At 63.5% G+C, this 307-nt stretch carries 1 protein-coding gene; it reads left to right on the top strand.

Annotated elements, in window-relative coordinates; genetic code table 11:
- Window positions 1–307 (top strand): sigma 54-interacting transcriptional regulator (locus HX873_RS31495; protein WP_177123873.1); only part of this gene is annotated, 307 nt, incomplete at both ends.

The raw sequence follows: 307 nt of genomic DNA, 5'->3' as shown, positions 1-307 counted from the left end.
TGCTGCGGGTGTTGCAGGAGAAAGAGTTCGAGCCGGTGGGCTCCAACGAGATGATCCACAGCGATGTGCGGGTGATTGCGGCCACGTCCATGGACCTGGAAGCGGCAATCAAGCGCGGGGAGTTTCGGGCGGACCTGTATTACCGGCTGAATGTGCTGCCGATCCAGGTGCCGCCGTTGCGCGCGCGGCTGGATGATTTGCCGGCGTTGAGCGAGGCGATTCTGGAGGAGTTGCGCAGCCAGCATGAGCTGGACCGCGAGGCCTTGGCGTTATTGGCGCAGCATGCGTGGCCGGGGAATATCCGCGA

The sequence above is a fragment of the Pseudomonas sp. P7758 genome (assembly GCF_013386485.1).
In the GTDB taxonomy this organism is placed as follows: domain Bacteria; phylum Pseudomonadota; class Gammaproteobacteria; order Pseudomonadales; family Pseudomonadaceae; genus Aquipseudomonas.
Note: the sequence above shows the minus strand (reverse complement) of the source record. Positions and strands in the feature narration are given on the sequence as shown.